The sequence below is a fragment of the Xenorhabdus santafensis genome (genome assembly GCF_033949405.1).
GTDB lineage: Bacteria > Pseudomonadota > Gammaproteobacteria > Enterobacterales > Enterobacteriaceae > Xenorhabdus > Xenorhabdus santafensis.
This window is the reverse complement of sequence record NZ_VCDN01000362.1, coordinates 1-247: the sequence shown is the minus strand read 5'-3', so window position 1 is coordinate 247 and position 247 is coordinate 1. Positions and strand designations below refer to the sequence as shown.

The window sequence follows — 247 nt, the reverse complement described above, 5'->3', positions numbered from 1 at the left end:
TGACGATATTTCTTCGTTACTTCAATAATGTATTCAGAGCTTTTTAGTACACCATCGATTTTTAAGCTGTCAACTTCAGCTTCGATTAGTTCCTCTAATTCATCGATGAAACAAATGTCGTTCGGACTCATAATGTGAGTACCATTTTCATCTTCATAAATTGGATATTTATTGTTACGCTCTGGGTCATATAAAAACATATTCTCTTCATATTTTTTCTTTTCAATGTCAAGATTACGTCCTTGAT

1 protein-coding gene is annotated in these 247 nt (G+C 32.0%); it reads right to left on the bottom strand.

What is annotated here, in order from left to right; translation table 11 throughout:
• A partial coding sequence (locus tag FE392_RS22770) for a U32 family peptidase (protein WP_319931954.1) occupies positions 1 to 247 on the bottom strand: 247 nt, incomplete at both ends.